This is a genomic window from Mesorhizobium sp. M7A.T.Ca.US.000.02.2.1 (assembly GCF_003996995.1).
In the GTDB taxonomy this organism is placed as follows: domain Bacteria; phylum Pseudomonadota; class Alphaproteobacteria; order Rhizobiales; family Rhizobiaceae; genus Mesorhizobium.
The window spans coordinates 1-12,515 of record NZ_RZTT01000160.1 but is presented as its reverse complement, the minus strand read 5'-3'; the positions used below and the strand labels follow the sequence as shown (position 1 = coordinate 12,515).

Sequence of the window (12,515 nt, the reverse complement as noted above, 5' to 3'; positions counted from 1 at the left end):
GCGATGCGGGTGTTCGATCGGGTCTGCCTGCTGGGCAGCCTGTCGGCGGCGGCGCGCGATCTCAACATGTCGACGACGGCCGTCAGCCGCACCATCAAGGAACTGGAAGACGACCTCGGCGTCCGGCTCATCAATCGCACCACAAGGCGTCTCAGCCTCACCGAGGCGGGCCGCGACTATGCTCCGCGTGCGCGCAGCCTGCTCGACGACATATCCGAACTGCAGGATTCGACGCGCGGCCTGCACAAGGAGACGCGCGGCCTGATCCGGGTTTCCTGCTCCAATGTTCTGGGCCACACGCGCATAACCAAGCTGGTGCCGAAATTCCTCGAAGAAAACCCGCTCACCACGATCGAGTTCGACCTCACCGCCCGTTATGTCGTCGGCATTGTCGAGGAAGGCTACGATGTGGCCATCCGCTTCGGCGGTCAGGCGGATTCCGCCCTGATTGCCCGCCGGCTTGGTGAAGTCCGCAATTATGTCTGCGCCACGCCCGATTATTGGGATGCAAACGGCCGTCCGGTCCACCCGGATGAGCTGGCAAGCCATTCCTGCGTGCTGAGCAATTTCGCCAAGCGCCTTGGCACGTGGCCATTCATCGGACCCGACGGCCCTTTCGATGCGGCTGTCGGCGGGCGCATCTCGACCAACAGCGTCGAGGCCGCCTACCAGATGACTACCGCCGGTTTCGGCATCGGCAACCTGCCCAGCCTGCTGGTCGACGCTGCAATCAGGGACGGCCGGCTGGAAGTGCAGCTGGATGAGTTTCGCCCCGGCTCCAGCCCGATCTACGCGCTCTATCCGCACCGCACCTATATTGCGGCCAAGGTGCGCGCGTTCGTCGATTTCCTGATCCGCGAACTGTCGGCCGACTTCACCGCCTGAAATGCTGCCCGATTGTCCATGGCCAACGCCGCCAGGGGCCTGGCGCGAACGCCAGGCCCCCTCTGCCCCCGTCGCCCGACGCGGCAGCGTCATTTCCACCAGGCGGTGGTGTCGTACATCGGTCCCGGCTCCTCGAAGAGCTTTTCGTATTTGCACAGTGCCGGCGTCTTGCCGAGCGGCACCGAAACGCCGTCCCTGAACGCCCATTCGCCACGTTGCGTCGTATCGGCCCGCACATAGCTGGACAACGCAAAGGCCCGGTCGTGCCGCGATTTGTTGGGCGAGGAGCCGTGCACGGTAAGCAGCCCCCATAAAGCAAGGTCGCCCGGCTCCAGCACCAGCGGAACGATGGTCGCCGGGTCGATGCCGACTTTGCGCAACTCTTCTTCGGCGGTCAGGCCCTTCATCAGCTCGCCGGTTCCCTCATCCGACAGGCCGAGATAGCCGAGCTTGTGGCTGCCGGGCACGACCTGAAGGCAGCCATTGTCCAGCGTCGCCCGATCGACCGCGAGGCCTGTTGTCACGGTGGCGTCGGCGACATTGTCGAAGGCCGCCTGGTTACGGAAGCGCAGATCCTGGTGGAAGCGATAACCCGTGACATTGGCGCCGGGCGGCTTCCAGTGCAGCTGTTGGGCGATCTGCCTTATGTCGCGGCCGATCAGGCTCTCGAGCAGCTTCAGATAGTCGGGATTGCGGCGGAATTCTTCGAAATAGGAATTGATCCAGGAAAACCAGTAAGCCTGCAGCACATAGCGTTGGCCAAAGTCCGATTCAGGCAGGATCTGGAAATTCAGGTTGCCGTGCCGGAAGGTGGCGTGATGCTTGAGGCCTTCGGCATAGACCGCATCGGTTTCCTTCTTCAGCCGGATCATCTCGTCGCCGTCGACGAATTGTCGAACGACCGCGTATCCTTCCTCGCGGTACTGCTCCACCGCCTCGCGTGCCTGCCTGTCCGTCAGCATGTCCGTGACAACCCCTGTCTGTGATCCGTGTCGATCGTAACGAAGGGGTTGCCGGCGATAAGCCATGGATTTTGGCATCGACTTTCCCGATTATCGGGAAATTGAGCGGGGCGTCAAAGGTGCATCGGTCGCAACCGGCTGGTCAGATACGTGCTGTGCCGGCAGGCCCTAAAAATAGGTCCGCGGCGCGACAAGGTTCTTCTGCTGGCGAACATAAAAACAGTAGAAGCCGAACGCCGCGGCAAACCACATGAAGGCCTCACCCATGGCCAGCCGGTTGTTGGAATTGGTAAGGATGGTTAGGGCGAAGAAGACCAGTGTGGAGATGTAGCATGACCATGCGGCCGGAGCGACAAGCTTGGCTCGCATGGCCAGCAGAACCTGCCTGGCCGACCAGGTGTAGAGAAAGGCAAAGAACGCCAGTCCGACCACACCATAGCGCACGGCAATCTCCAGATAACCATTGTGGAAGACGTTGAAGATCATGGGATGATAGGTTCGGTTCTGCCATTCGGTCAGCCAGCTGGAACTGGCTCCGAAGATCGGGTGGCGCTTCCAGATATTGATCGCATCCGCCCACAGCATCAGCCTCTCCTTGGCTGCAAGCGGAACCGCGTCGCTCGCGATGGCGCGGTCGAAGGCGGGGAGGACCCCATGCCTGAACACATCCGGAACCAAGGTTTTGACGAATGCCATGGTATCGTCGGCGGTGGACGAGAAGATGTTGTGTGCCGCGACAATGCCGGCCGCCACGATCACCAGCACGCCACCCGAAACCAACAGTTCGCGGCGATGGCCTCTCGCCAGGGTCATGACCGCCAACAAGAGCAGAGCGAGCGCAAGCGCAAGCCACACTCCCTTTGAGCGCATCTCGATGATATTGACGAGGGCAAGCAGCAGGACGGCTGTCGACAGGGCCCAATGCAGGTTCTTGGTTGCTTTCCCGAGGTCCGTTCTCTGGGCCGAGTAGGCCATGAATTGCAGCGTGCAGAGGAAGATGAAACCGGCCGCCACCGACGCGTGGATGGGATTGTTGAAAAGCCACGGGGCCGGTTGGATGCCTTGAAACATGTCCGAATAGAAGGTGTCCGCCGCCAGGAAGACGAGACTGAGGATCATGAACCAGAGCACGAGCCGTGCGGGTTGCCTGACAAACAGCAGAAACGCGAAGCCGGTCGTCGCGTAAAACAGCGGAAACATGTAAATGCCTTCGGCGCCACCCAACTGGTGGGTGCCGAAATAGACGATCGCCAGTCGGATGAAGACATAGAGCGACCAGCCCAGACACAGAAAGCCGACCCAACCGATCAGCGGTTTGCTGTAGGTCCACAAATCCACTCTGAACCAGCGGATGACCGCGACCAGGGCCAGCGCCAGGCCCGCATAGCGGTAGGTGTCGGCCTCGCGCCACACCGCGGAGACCAAAGCGAGAATGGCGAGTGCCGCAAGCAACAGAAGCAAGGTGTGGCGCGGCGCGTTGTCCTTGGCATCATCCAGGGCATTTCGCGGCAGAGGGGGCGGCAGCAGGACGTGATGCAGGCGGCGCAGTTCGTCGCTGGCCCGTAACACCCCGGCACGTAGCCGGCTCGGCCCGCCCAGCCTTGCGGATTTGTAGCTTCCCGAGGGACCGGCTATGCCCGAGATCCCACTGCTGGCGGCGAAGCCAAGCACGTTTTGGCGGACCGAATAGACTTTCAGGCCGGTATCCCAAAAGCGCTCGAGTGCAACGTCCCATGGCATTTTCATAACGGCGAGCGCCGACAACAGACCCTGCGCGCCCTTCCGCGTCACCAGATAGGCGGCGGCCGAGCCTTGCGGGCCATGCAGCGCACGACCGATCTCGTCGCCTTCAACCGTTTCGACGGCGCGCATGAAGAAGCTCATGCGATGGTTGGTCAGCTTGATGACGTCGAAATCCGGCACCGCCGCGATGATGGCCTCGATGCGCCGCATGGTGTTTTTGCTGAAGAGGACGTCGTCCTCGACGATCAGGCCATGGGCGCTGCCAACGGCCAGGAACGTTTCCAGCGCCCGGATATGGCTGCGGTAACAGGCATATTCGCCCGAAAGGATGTCGCGCCCGCTCAGCTTGCGCGCGGCTGGAAGATCGATCTCCGTCCAGTCTTTTTCAGCGAGAGCCCGACCGTCGACGGCGGCAATGCGCTGCAAGGTCAGGCCGGCCGCCTCGGCGCTGGCGCACAATTCGCTCCAGCGACCGGTCTCGCGATCGAGGTTGATGGCGAAGATAGGAAGGTTCATTGAAGTTCCATGTTGAGCCGCCACCCACCTGGTCGACCTATGTATGGAAAGAAGGAGATGTTCAAGGCGACACTGTCCAGATCATGTGCAAATGCTGACCCGATTTGCCGCGATGGCGTTGGCTCATCTGCGCTTACGACACCGTCGAATCATGAGCTGATCGGCTTCATGGAAGATCGCAAAGGTACTCTCGGGTCCCATGTGCCCGGAACGGACCTTCGCGGGATGGCTGGGGCGCCAGGATTCGAACCTGGGAATGTCGGTACCAAAAACCGATGCCTTACCACTTGGCGACGCCCCAATTGCCGTCAGAGTCGCTTGTGCGGCGCGTTATTAGCAGAGCAGCCAAAAAGCACAATCCTTCTGAGTGACGGTTGGAACGCTCGAATTGGGCAGGCAACGCAGCGCTGGCAAATGATATGCAGCGGGCTATTCGGACCACACCGCCATCTCGTTTCCGGCTGGATCGACGAAGTGGAAGCGCCGGCCGCCGGGGAACGGGAAGATCGGTTTGACGATCGTGCCGCCGGCGCTTTCGACAGCGTCGAGTGTTTGCTCCAGATTCCCGCTGTAGAGCACGGGCAGTGGCTTTGATGGCGCTTCCGCGGCATCTGCCTGGAAGCCTCCGTCCAGGCCTTCGGCAAAGGCCGTATAGGTCGGCCCATAATCGGTGAACGACCAGGCAAAGGCGGTACTGTAGAAAGCCTTCAGCCGGTCCAGCGTTCCACCGGTCGCGGGCATTTCCAGATAGTCGAGCTTTCCGGGCAGTTTCATGGCGCACCTGTTTGTTCACTGTATGTTCTACTCCAGAATTCCTGACTTGGCAAGTCTTTTTGCCGCATGCTGGGGCACGGCTTTGCTTAATCGATTGTAGTGGCCGGGCGGCTTTGCCGATGCCTTGCGTTTCGCACTGCAGCATCATATCGCTCCAAGGACGGACCGGCGGAACTTTCCGTTTCGCCAATCTTTCCAGTCTCCTGCAACCGGAGCGATGCATGACCAAATGGGTTTTCACCTTTGGCGATGGTGCGGCGGAAGGCCGTGCCAGCGACAGGAATCTCCTGGGTGGCAAGGGCGCCAACCTGGCCGAGATGTGCAGCCTGGGGCTGCCGGTGCCGCCGGGCTTCACCATCACCACGGAGGTCTGCAACGCCTACTACGCCAACGGCCGTATTTATCCGGCCGGGTTGGAAGCCGATGTCGCGGTCGCGCTCGATCACATCGGCCGGCTGACCGGCCGTCGGTTCGGCGACCCGTCGAAACTGCTGCTGGTGTCGGTGCGTTCGGGCGCTCGCGCCTCGATGCCCGGCATGATGGATACCGTGCTCAATCTCGGCCTGAACGACGAGACGGTCGAGGCGCTGGCCGCCGATTCCGGCGACGCGCGCTTTGCCTATGACAGCTACCGCCGCTTCATCCAGATGTATTCCGATGTCGTCATGGGCCTCGACCATGAGGTGTTCGAGGAAATCCTGGAGGATCAGAAGGGGGGGCTCGGGCACGAGCTCGACACCGAACTCACGGCGCTCGAATGGCAAGGCGTCATCGCGCTCTACAAGGCCAAGGTCGAGGAAGAGCTCGGCAGGCCTTTTCCGCAGGATCCGCATGAGCAGCTCTGGGGCGCGATATCAGCCGTGTTCTCGAGCTGGATGAACAACCGCGCCATCACCTATCGCCGCCTGCACGACATTCCCGAAAGCTGGGGCACGGCGGTCAACGTCCAGGCCATGGTGTTCGGCAATATGGGCGAAACCTCGGCCACCGGCGTTGCCTTCACGCGCAACCCTTCGACCGGCGAAAAGATGCTCTATGGCGAGTTCCTGGTGAACGCGCAGGGCGAGGACGTCGTCGCCGGCATCCGCACGCCGCAGAACATCACCGAAGCGGCACGTATCGCAGCTGGCTCGGACAGGCCGTCGCTGCAGAAGCTGATGCCTGACGCGTTCCAGTCCTTTGTCGCCATCTCCGACAGTCTGGAGAAGCACTACCGCGACATGCAGGATCTCGAATTCACCATCGAGCGCGGCAAATTGTGGATGCTGCAGACCCGCTCCGGCAAGCGCACCGCCAAGGCGGCGCTGAAAATCGCCGTCGAGATGGCGCAGGACAGGCTGATCACCAAAGAGGAAGCCGTCGCCCGTATCGACCCGGCCTCGCTCGACCAGTTGCTGCATCCGACCATCGACCCCAAGGCCGCGCGCGATGTCATCGGCATCGGACTGCCGGCGTCGCCCGGTGCCGCTACCGGCGAGATCGTCTTTTCCTCCGGCGACGCCGAGGAATTGAAGACGCAGGGCCGCAAGGCGATCCTGGTGCGCATCGAAACCAGCCCCGAAGACATCCACGGCATGCATGCGGCGGAAGGCATCCTGACCACGCGCGGCGGCATGACCAGCCACGCCGCGGTGGTGGCACGCGGCATGGGCAAGCCTTGCGTCTCCGGGGCCGGCTCGCTGCGTGTCGACTACAAGGCCGGCACGCTGATGGCGATGGGCTCGACCTTCCGCAAGGGCGACATCGTCACCATTGACGGCGGCAATGGCCAGGTGCTGAAGGGCGCCGTGCCGATGCTGCAGCCCGAACTTTCCGGCGATTTCGCCGCCATCATGGAGTGGGCGGACGCGGTCCGCCGCATGAAAGTGCGCACCAATGCCGAAACGCCGCTCGACGCGCGCATGGCGCGCTCCTTCGGCGCCGAAGGCATCGGCCTTTGTCGCACCGAGCACATGTTCTTCGATGGCGACCGCATCGTCGCCATGCGCGAGATGATCCTGGCCGACACCGAAAAGGACCGGCGCACCGCGCTTGCCAAGCTTCTGCCCATGCAGCGCTCGGACTTCCTGGAACTTTTCGAGATCATGGCCGGCCTGCCGGTGACGATCCGCCTGCTCGATCCGCCGTTGCACGAATTCCTGCCGAAGACCGAGGAGGAGGTGGCCGAGGTCGCCGCCGCCATGAAGGTGTCGCCGGACAAGCTCAGGCAGCGCACCGAGGCACTGCACGAGTTCAATCCGATGCTCGGCCATCGCGGCTGCCGCCTGGCTGTCTCCTATCCCGAGATCGCCGAGATGCAGGCGCGCGCCATTTTCGAGGCGGCCGTGGAGGCCGGCAGGAAGGCCGGCGCTCTGGTGGTCCCCGAGATCATGGTGCCGTTGGTCGGCCTGGTGAAGGAGCTCGATTACGTCAAGGCGCGCATCGATGCGGTTGCCAAGAGCGTCATGGACGAAACCGGCGTCAAGATCGATTACCTCACGGGAACCATGATTGAGCTCCCCCGCGCCGCGATCCGTGCCCATGTCATTGCAGAGTCGGCCGAATTCTTCTCCTTCGGTACCAACGACCTGACCCAGACGACCTTCGGCATCTCGCGCGACGATGCGGCCTCGTTCCTGGAAACCTACCGCCAGAAGGGCATTATCGATCAGGACCCGTTCGTCTCGCTCGACATCGACGGCGTCGGCGAACTGGTGCGCATGGCCGCGCAAAAGGGCAGGGCGACGCGGCCAGACATCAAGCTCGGCATCTGCGGCGAACATGGCGGCGATCCGGCCTCGATCCGCTTTTGCGAAGAGGTCGGCCTCGACTACGTGTCCTGTTCGCCCTATCGCGTACCGATCGCCAGGCTGGCGGCCGCGCAGGCTGCGGTGCTGGTTGCGAAGGCAGGCCGCCGATAGGATCCATCCAGCTTACCGTTTTGTAAGGCAATTCACGCGAACGTGCTGGCGGCGTCGCGTAATCTCGACATTGTTCCTGCCCAATTTGCGGCCATCCGCAAATTGCTCCCGGAAACAGATGCTGCAGTTTTCTCCCGCGCCGTTCCACTCGATCCTGGTCGTCCAAACCAAGTTCATAGGCGATCTCGTCCTCGCCTCGGCGCTCGCCAAGAACCTGCGGCTCGAATTCCCCGGCGCCAGCATCGTCTTTCTGTGCGAGGCTCGCTTCGAAAGCTTCGTCATGGCCCATGGTATTGCTTCCGAGGTGGTCGCATTCAGGCGCGACCGCATGCGCGGAACGCCCTTGGAGCGCGGGAAGGAGCTTTACGCCATGGTGCGGGCGTTGCGCCGCTTCCGATTCGACCTGACCATCGACCTGAGCGATTCGAAGACGTCGCGCATCGTCACCGGGCTCGTCAACGCCAAGACCCGTGTCGGTTACAATCCTTCCGAAAGACCTTTGCGTATGCTGGAGCGGCAGCCCGCCAACGTCTTTGCCAAGCCCTACGGCTTTGATGGTCAGCATTTCCTGTACCGCTACCTCTCGCCGCTCGAAGCGCTCGGCATCGAGCTTCGCACGGTGATTCCGAACCTTCAGCCGCTGCCATTGGAGACGGCTAAAGCATTGGCGCTGCTGGGTAAGCACCATCTGCGGCCAAACGCCTTCATCGCCGTGCATGCGGGGGCAAGCTTCGAGGGGCGACGTTGGCAGCCGGAGCGGTTTGCAGCAGTGATCGTCGAGATCGCCGGCGAGACTGGTCTGGACGTCGTCCTGGTGGGTGGCCCGGACGAGCGCGAGATCGCCGAACGTATCGTCGCCAGGACCGCGCCGTCGGTCGTCAATCTCGTCGGTGACCTGTCGCTTGAAAGCCTGCTGGCGGTGCTGAAACAGGCCCGGCTGTTTCTCGGCAATGAGAGCGGCCCGATGCACATGGCCGCAGCCACCGGAACCCCGGTTGTCGGATTGTTCGGTCTGACGGAGCCGTCGCGCTGGGGTCCCGTCGGCGTGCCCAGCATCTCGCTCCAGCCGCCGATGCCTTGCGCCTGCATGGCCGAAAACCTCTGCCGCGCGCCGGATCCCAGCAAGGCATGCTGCGTCTGGGGCCTGGAGGTCAAGCCTGTGGTCGATGCGGTGCGCGAGGTTCTTTCGCGCACCGAAATGAAACTGGAACACGCCATCTGAGATCATGCGTCGCATGCACGACCCTCGACGCGGCGGAATGACCCCCTTCGCCACAGGAACGGTCACATTGTCGCGGAGCGCTTTTCTGCTATGCGCCATCCCGATTTCCGCCTTCATGCGGGTCGTTGGGATGCCTGCTTGAAATGACGGGTCCGGGAATCGGTTTGATGCGCCTGCTGCAAAAAAATCTCTGCATTATCGCCCTGTCGTGGGCGATGGCATCCGCCAGCCATGCAGCGCCGCTCGTCGAGCCGACGCTGCACATCAAGTCGCAGGCGAGCGGAGCCGGCCGTGTGGCGCTTACGCTCGACGCGTGCGGTGGACAGACCGACAACCGGATTCTTTCGGCGCTGGTGGACAACAAGATCCCCGCCACCATTTTCGTGACCGGCATCTGGCTGAAGCGAAACGCCGCCGCCGTCGAGATCATGCGGGCGCATCCCGATCTGTTCGAACTGGAAAATCATGGCGGCCACCACATCCCGGCGGTCGACACGCCGCGGAAAATCTACGGCATTCGCAGCGCCGGCAGCCCGGATGCGGTGCTGGCCGAGGTCGAATCGGGAGCCGCCGCTCTTACCGGGACCGGCGAGCCGGCGCCGAAATGGTTTCGTGGCGCAACCGCCGAATACAGCCCGTCGGCAATCGCCATGATCCGCAAGCTTGGCTTCAAGGTCGCGGGATTTTCGATAAATGGCGACGGCGGCTCTTTGCTTGGCGCCAAGGAGACCGCCCGGCGCATCGCGGCGGCCAAGGATGGCGACGTCATCATCTCGCACATCAACCAGCCGACCCATGCGGCCGGCGAAGGCGTGGTGCAGGGGCTGCTGGCGCTCAAGGCCAAAGGCTTGACCTTTGTGCGGCTCGACGATGCCGAGGGCATCGGCAATAACGGCACGACGGAGTGACTGGCCAGCCGAGCGGATCTCGATGCCTTCGGCGTTGGCTCAGTCCGGTTTGGCTTCGATCGTGACCTTGCTAGCGTAGAATGCGCCGTGGTTGCGGATTTCAGCCATTTCGTCGAAAGGCCGCTCGTACGCCCACATGGCGTTCTGGCCGGTCTCGCCGGCAGGCAGCACGCTCCAATAGCTTGCATCGCCCTTGTAGGGGCAATGGGTCGAGTGGTCGGTGCGGCCAAGCTTGCCGAAATCGACGTCGGCGAACGGAATGTAGAAGGCCGCCGGATAGGGGGCTTCGGTCAGCACCTTGGCCTCCGTTGTTGAAGCGATGACCACGTCTCCGACGCGCACGGTAACGGTGCCGGCATAGGGCTCGACAGTGATGATTTTGTCCGGGTTGCGTTGGAAACCGGGTGCGGGGTTGGCGATCTGATCCATGCGGGGGCTCTCCTTGCGTCGACTTAAGGTGTGTCGCGCAAGCGCATTGCGCAAGCCGCTATCGCCATCCAACACGCAAAACTTGCCTAGCCAACGCCGATGGATCGCCCCTTGGAATCGTCGAGATACTTGTCGTCAGCGGTCAGGCAGCGGCCTTGAACACGTCCATGAGACCGGCATAGGCGGCAGCGATCCCGGCGACCGGGTTGCTGCTTCTCGAGACAGTCTCGACCTTCAGGGAACCGCCGCCGGTAGGCAAGGTGAGCAGCAGAACTGGCGGTTTCCGCCATCGCCGACTGACGCGGCCGCGACGTGCTGGTCCTCGCCCTGATTCTGGACGCACATCTTGAACAGCAGCGTGCCGCCGACCGCTTCCAGCGCGCCGCCGACAACTTCAACAAATTCATCTTCGGAAACAGTCTTTGTGTCCGGCACCACATCGGCCAGACTTTCGGCAAGCGTACTCTCGAGAGCCTTGTCGTCGAGCTGCGCGTCCATGCGAACCTCTTTCAGTCGCCAATCGCACCCCTTTGCCCGTTAACGAAACTTAACGCCGACGATGGCCGGATTGTGGCGGTTTTCCACCAATGCGGCGCTCAGGGGTGCTGGCGGCTGGACAATCCGCCGGTTCGCTCCACAATAGCTCGAAAAGCACAACGCAAAAGCGTGAGGGAGGATCGAATGCTGGGACTGATGCAGGAATGGCCACTGCTTTGCCATAAGCTCATCGACAATGCCGAGCGGCAGCATGGCGTGCGCGAGATCGTGACGCGCTCGATCGAGGGGCCGATCGTGCGCACCACTTACGCGGACATCCATCAACGTGCCCTGAAGGTCGCCCAGCGGCTCGAGCGCGACGGCTATGGGCTGGGCGACCGCATCGCGACGCTGGCCTGGAACACCGCACGCCACATCGAGGCCTGGTACGGCATCATGGGCATCGGCGCCATCTACCACACGCTCAATCCGCGGCTGTTTCCCGAGCAGGTCGTCTGGATCATGAACCATGCCCAGGACAGGGCAGTCTTCGTCGACCTGACCTTCGTGCCGCTGCTCGAGAAAATCGCCGGCGCCGTCAAGTCGCTGCAACAGGTGATCGTGCTGACCGACAGGGCGCATATGCCGCCGACGACATTGCCCAACGCGGTCGCCTATGAAGATTGGCTTGACGAAGCGGATGGCGACTTCGCCTGGAAGACCTTCGACGAAAGCACCGCCGCCGGCATGTGTTACACGTCCGGGACCACGGGCGATCCCAAGGGCGTCGTCTACAGCCATCGTTCGAACGTGCTGCACGCCATGATCGCTGCCATGCCCGACGCCATGGGGCTGTCGTCGCGCGATACGATCCTGCCTGTCGTGCCGATGTTTCACGCCAATGCCTGGGGCCTTGGCCAGAGCGGGCCGATGATCGGTGCCAAGCTGGTCATGCCCGGCTGCAAGATGGATGGCGCCTCGATCTATGAGCTGCTCGACACCGAGAAGGTGACCTTCAGCGCCGCCGTGCCGACCGTCTGGATGATGCTGCTGCAGCATCTGGAGGAGACCGGCAAGAAGCTTCCCTATCTCAACAAGGTTGTCATCGGCGGCTCGTCGTGCCCGCGCGCGATCATGACGAAGTTTCAGCAGAACTACGATGTCCAGGTTATCCACGCCTGGGGCATGACCGAAATGTCGCCGCTCGGCACGCTGTGTACCCTGAAGCCGGACCATGCTGGTCTTGAGGGCGAAGCCCGGCTCGACGTCCAGCAGAAACAGGGCTATCCGCCCTTCGGCGTCGAAATGAAGGTGACCGACGACGACAACAACGAGCAGCCTTGGGACGGCAAGACTTTTGGCCGCCTGAAAGTGCGTGGGCCGGCCGTTGCCCGTGCCTATTATGGCGACGCCGGCGTGGAGCAGTTCGATGAGGATGGCTGGTTCGACACTGGCGACGTCGCCCACATCGACGCCGGCGGCTATATGCAGATCACCGATCGCGCCAAGGACGTCATCAAGTCCGGCGGCGAATGGATTTCGACCATCGACCTCGAGAATCTGGCTGTCGGCCATCCCGATGTCGCCGAGGCGGCAGCCATCGGCGTTCAGCATTCGAAATGGGGCGAACGGCCGCTGCTGGTCGTCGTCCGCAAACCGGGCAAGGAACCGACCAAGGCTGACATTCTCGGGTTCATGG

Annotated in this window: 9 protein-coding genes, 1 tRNA gene and 2 pseudogenes; 5 read left to right on the top strand and 7 right to left on the bottom strand. The window is 62.5% G+C overall.

Going from position 1 to position 12,515, the window contains the following annotated elements; genetic code table 11:
• A partial coding sequence (locus EOD15_RS16735; protein ID WP_148129563.1) for a LysR family transcriptional regulator occupies positions 1–885 on the top strand: 885 nt, incomplete at its 5' end.
• A gap of 89 nt (positions 886–974) precedes the next feature.
• Here EOD15_RS16735 and EOD15_RS16730 read toward each other — a convergent pair.
• The 5 genes and pseudogenes from EOD15_RS16730 to EOD15_RS16715 all read right to left on the bottom strand — a co-directional run bounded on the left by EOD15_RS16730 (position 975) and on the right by EOD15_RS16715 (position 4,880).
• Complete coding sequence (locus EOD15_RS16730; RefSeq protein WP_245463686.1) at positions 975–1,847, bottom strand: phytanoyl-CoA dioxygenase family protein; 873 nt, start codon at positions 1,845–1,847, stop codon at positions 975–977.
• 168 nt (positions 1,848–2,015) lie between these two features.
• On the bottom strand, positions 2,016–3,611 hold the full coding sequence (locus EOD15_RS16725; protein ID WP_245463687.1) for an O-antigen ligase family protein: 1,596 nt from the start codon (positions 3,609–3,611) through the stop codon (positions 2,016–2,018).
• A 21-nt stretch (positions 3,612–3,632) separates the two neighbouring features.
• Positions 3,633–4,106: pseudogene (locus EOD15_RS36790) on the bottom strand (glycosyltransferase family 25 protein); the annotation flags it as partial.
• A 226-nt stretch (positions 4,107–4,332) separates the two neighbouring features.
• A tRNA-Gln gene (locus EOD15_RS16720) sits at positions 4,333–4,407 on the bottom strand.
• Between the two features lie 128 nt (positions 4,408–4,535).
• Complete coding sequence (locus EOD15_RS16715; RefSeq protein WP_127322965.1) at positions 4,536–4,880, bottom strand: VOC family protein; 345 nt, start codon at positions 4,878–4,880, stop codon at positions 4,536–4,538.
• A gap of 221 nt (positions 4,881–5,101) precedes the next feature.
• Between EOD15_RS16715 and ppdK the strand changes: the two genes are divergently transcribed.
• The 3 genes from ppdK to EOD15_RS16700 all read left to right on the top strand — a co-directional run bounded on the left by ppdK (position 5,102) and on the right by EOD15_RS16700 (position 9,910).
• Positions 5,102–7,780 carry a pyruvate, phosphate dikinase gene (ppdK, locus tag EOD15_RS16710; protein ID WP_127408646.1) on the top strand — a complete coding sequence of 893 codons (2,679 nt, stop codon included), beginning with the start codon at positions 5,102–5,104 and terminating at the stop codon, positions 7,778–7,780.
• A gap of 118 nt (positions 7,781–7,898) precedes the next feature.
• Positions 7,899–9,002: a glycosyltransferase family 9 protein gene (locus EOD15_RS16705; protein WP_127408645.1), complete on the top strand. Its 1,104-nt coding sequence runs from the start codon at positions 7,899–7,901 to the stop codon at positions 9,000–9,002.
• A gap of 167 nt (positions 9,003–9,169) precedes the next feature.
• Complete coding sequence (locus EOD15_RS16700; protein ID WP_127320901.1) at positions 9,170–9,910, top strand: polysaccharide deacetylase family protein; 741 nt, start codon at positions 9,170–9,172, stop codon at positions 9,908–9,910.
• A gap of 39 nt (positions 9,911–9,949) precedes the next feature.
• Here EOD15_RS16700 and EOD15_RS16695 read toward each other — a convergent pair whose 3' ends face one another.
• Positions 9,950–10,339: a DUF427 domain-containing protein gene (locus EOD15_RS16695; RefSeq protein ID WP_127320900.1), complete on the bottom strand. Its 390-nt coding sequence runs from the start codon at positions 10,337–10,339 to the stop codon at positions 9,950–9,952.
• A gap of 142 nt (positions 10,340–10,481) precedes the next feature.
• Positions 10,482–10,837: pseudogene (locus tag EOD15_RS16690) on the bottom strand (hypothetical protein).
• 183 nt (positions 10,838–11,020) lie between these two features.
• Here EOD15_RS16690 and EOD15_RS16685 point away from each other — a divergent pair.
• The coding region (locus tag EOD15_RS16685) for a long-chain-fatty-acid--CoA ligase (RefSeq protein ID WP_127408644.1) at positions 11,021–12,515 on the top strand (1,495 nt) is incomplete at its 3' end.

Coding starts and splice junctions, on each gene's coding strand:
- EOD15_RS16695 (WP_127320900.1), bottom strand. CDS start 10,339: ATGGATCAGATCGCCAACCCCGCACCCGGTTTCCAACGCAACCCGGAC.
- EOD15_RS16700 (WP_127320901.1), top strand. CDS start 9,170: ATGCGCCTGCTGCAAAAAAATCTCTGCATTATCGCCCTGTCGTGGGCG.
- ppdK (WP_127408646.1), top strand. CDS start 5,102: ATGACCAAATGGGTTTTCACCTTTGGCGATGGTGCGGCGGAAGGCCGT.
- EOD15_RS16715 (WP_127322965.1), bottom strand. CDS start 4,880: ATGAAACTGCCCGGAAAGCTCGACTATCTGGAAATGCCCGCGACCGGT.
- EOD15_RS16730 (WP_245463686.1), bottom strand. CDS start 1,847: ATGCTGACGGACAGGCAGGCACGCGAGGCGGTGGAGCAGTACCGCGAG.
- EOD15_RS16705 (WP_127408645.1), top strand. CDS start 7,899: ATGCTGCAGTTTTCTCCCGCGCCGTTCCACTCGATCCTGGTCGTCCAA.